General features: G+C 51.1%; 2 protein-coding genes. Both read left to right on the top strand.

The window, feature by feature from the left end:
* The first annotated feature begins 510 nt into the window (after positions 1-510).
* Positions 511-1,848, top strand: coding sequence for a 4Fe-4S dicluster domain-containing protein (locus B3D59_RS10130; RefSeq protein ID WP_286819513.1), 1,338 nt, complete (start codon positions 511-513; stop codon positions 1,846-1,848).
* A partial coding sequence (locus B3D59_RS10125) for an RnfABCDGE type electron transport complex subunit D (protein WP_286819511.1) occupies positions 1,848-2,529 on the top strand: 682 nt, incomplete at its 3' end. The genes B3D59_RS10130 and B3D59_RS10125, both read left to right, overlap by 1 nt.

The following is a 2,529-nucleotide window of genomic DNA, read 5'->3' as shown; positions in this document are numbered from 1 at the left end:
TGGGTAAGTTACTCAGATATTTCAAACTTTGTTGTGGGTTAAGCCTGGGTGTTGATCGACCAGATCGGCCCATGGCCGTTAGTTTGAACTAGATTTCTCTTCTATTCTTTCTATGTCGGAAAATCAAGGGGTAAACCAGGAACCCCCAAGGCAATAGCATTTAACCTGCCTGCAGTTTCATGTCAATTATAAATGGAGGCCTTGGTCATATTTGAGGCCATCCGAATTTTTGGTAGGTTGGGTTGAGGAACGAAACCCAACGCCGATAAGTTGTTGGGTTTCACTTCGTTCAACCCAACTTAGGCTGTGGCCGATGTTATGACCAAGCCCTAAATGGATCATAGACAATCAATGTATTAAATTTAAAAGGATCATGTTTATACATTTGATCTTATTTCGGTATCTGGTACAATAAAAACCTGAAAAAAGATGCGAGTCAAAAATTTGTGCCCATTCGAAAAAAAGTATCTATATTCTGTTCACTGCCGGCAACAAACATGGGATAATTAAATGAAAACGTTAAAAATTTTCCGGGGATTTGACCTGAATGTGCCTGAAGAGCCCGATCTGAGTTGTGTTCCCCTGGCCCTGCCGCCCAGTCTGGGATGCTGTGCCGGGGACATACCGCATATCCGGCCAAAATTGCTGATTAAAGAGGGGCTGCGCGTTAAAACCGGCCAGCCGCTGTTCACGGATAAACGGGATACAACCATACAATATGTTTCCCCTGGAACCGGCCGGGTGGAAAAGGTAGTTTACGGGCATCGTCGACGGCTGATGGAGGTAGTGATCGCAACTGAGTCCGAAGATGAGTATGTTGAATATGATCCTGTGACTTTGGAGGGCATCGTCGGCATGCCCCGGAATGCGCTTGTGACGAACTTGAAAAATGGCGGCCTGTGGCAGGGCCTGCGCCAGTTTCCAGCGCTGGATGTCGCCGATCCGGATCATTCCCCTGCCATGATTATTGTGGCCATGGACGGCAATGATCTCTTTTCGCCGCACCCGGCCATAATCCTTAAAGGCAACATTGCTGCCTTTGAAGCGGGCATGGCGGTCTTACGCAGATTTTCGCATCAACTTGCCGTGGTCTGCCGGGAAAGCCGCCTTAAAGGCATCCGGGAGATAGGCAGTTCCGTGGCGGATCAGATCACCCATACAGCCCCGGACATTTATCCTGCCTGGCAGCCCGGTGCCGTACTTTATCAGATCAAGCAACAGGCGGCGGAGAACAGTTCCTGGTGCATCCGCCTGGATCACCTGGTCATGATGGGCCGCTTTTTACTTTCCGGTCGGTATCCGGTTGACAAGATCGTCACCATTACCCGGCCCGGGGACCGACGCCCTCATATGCTGGGTCGCCAGGGCATGCCTTTGTCTGTCTTGGCCGCCCAAATGCATGGACAAACTATTGCCACCACAGGACGGTTCAACGGCAGGATCCTGGAAAAAGATGCCCATATCGGTTTTTTTGAAAACACGGTTAATATCATTGAGGCGGGGCCCGGGGAAGAGATGTTCGGTTTTGCCCGGCCCGGCCTTGACAAGCCCACCTTATCGTCCACGTTTCTGTCTTCTCTGTTCAGACGTCCGGCAAAAATGGATTGCACCCTTCACGGGGAAGTAAGGGCCTGCATTAATTGTTCATATTGCGAACGCATCTGCCCCAATGGTCTTATGCCCTCCTTTATCATGAAGGCGCTGCATGCAGATGACCTTGAAGACGCCTTGGCGCTGGGGCTCATGGACTGCTGCAAGTGCGGGCTGTGCTCATTTGCCTGCCCCTCCAAAATTGAACTGACCCAAATCCTTTCGGACGCCATGGATGGCTATTACAAGGACAAATAATGAAGAATCTCCTGAAAAAGTTTTTTGATGATACACGGCCCTTGTTTACCGCGGACGGGAAGTATAAAAAGTATGAACCTGTCTGGGACGCCACAAAAACATTTTTCTTTGTGCCGTCGGCCAAAACCCGTGTCATGCCCTTTGTCCGGGATCACCTGGATCTGAAACGCTACATGAGCATCGTGATCCTGGCACTTTTGCCGGTCACCTTTTTCGGGATATATAATGTCGGATACCAGGCCAGCATCGGGACCGGGGAAACCTTGTCCATGGCAAAATGCTTTCTTACGGGTGCCTGGTATGTACTGCCCATGATCATTGTTTCTTATGTGGTGGGCTTTGCCTGGGAGTTTCTTTTTGCCGTGGTGCGGAGGCATAATATATCCGAAGGCTTCCTGGTCACAGGGCTGCTTTTACCTTTGACCCTACCCCCCACCATCCCCTTGTGGCAGGTGGCGCTTGGCATCTCCTTTGGTGTGGTTATCGGAAAAGAGGTGTTTGGTGGTACGGGGCGCAATATTCTTAACCCGGCATTGACCGGGCGGGCCTTCTTGTTTTTTTCCTATCCGGTCACCATGTCCGGGGATGTCTGGGTGGCTGGCAAACACCTGGTGGACGGCGTGACCGGGGCTACAGCGCTATCCGTAACAGGCGCCGGTGGTCAGCCTATCACCGCAGCGA

Origin of the sequence: Desulfobacter sp. UBA2225, assembly GCF_002348205.1 — a bacterium.
Classification (GTDB): Bacteria; Desulfobacterota; Desulfobacteria; order Desulfobacterales; family Desulfobacteraceae; genus Desulfobacter; species Desulfobacter postgatei.
Note: the sequence above shows the minus strand (reverse complement) of the source record. Positions and strands in the feature narration are given on the sequence as shown.

Excerpts from the sequence above, each read along its gene's own strand:
- B3D59_RS10130 (WP_286819513.1), top strand. The coding sequence starts at position 511 with ATGAAAACGTTAAAAATTTTCCGGGGATTTGACCTGAATGTGCCTGAA.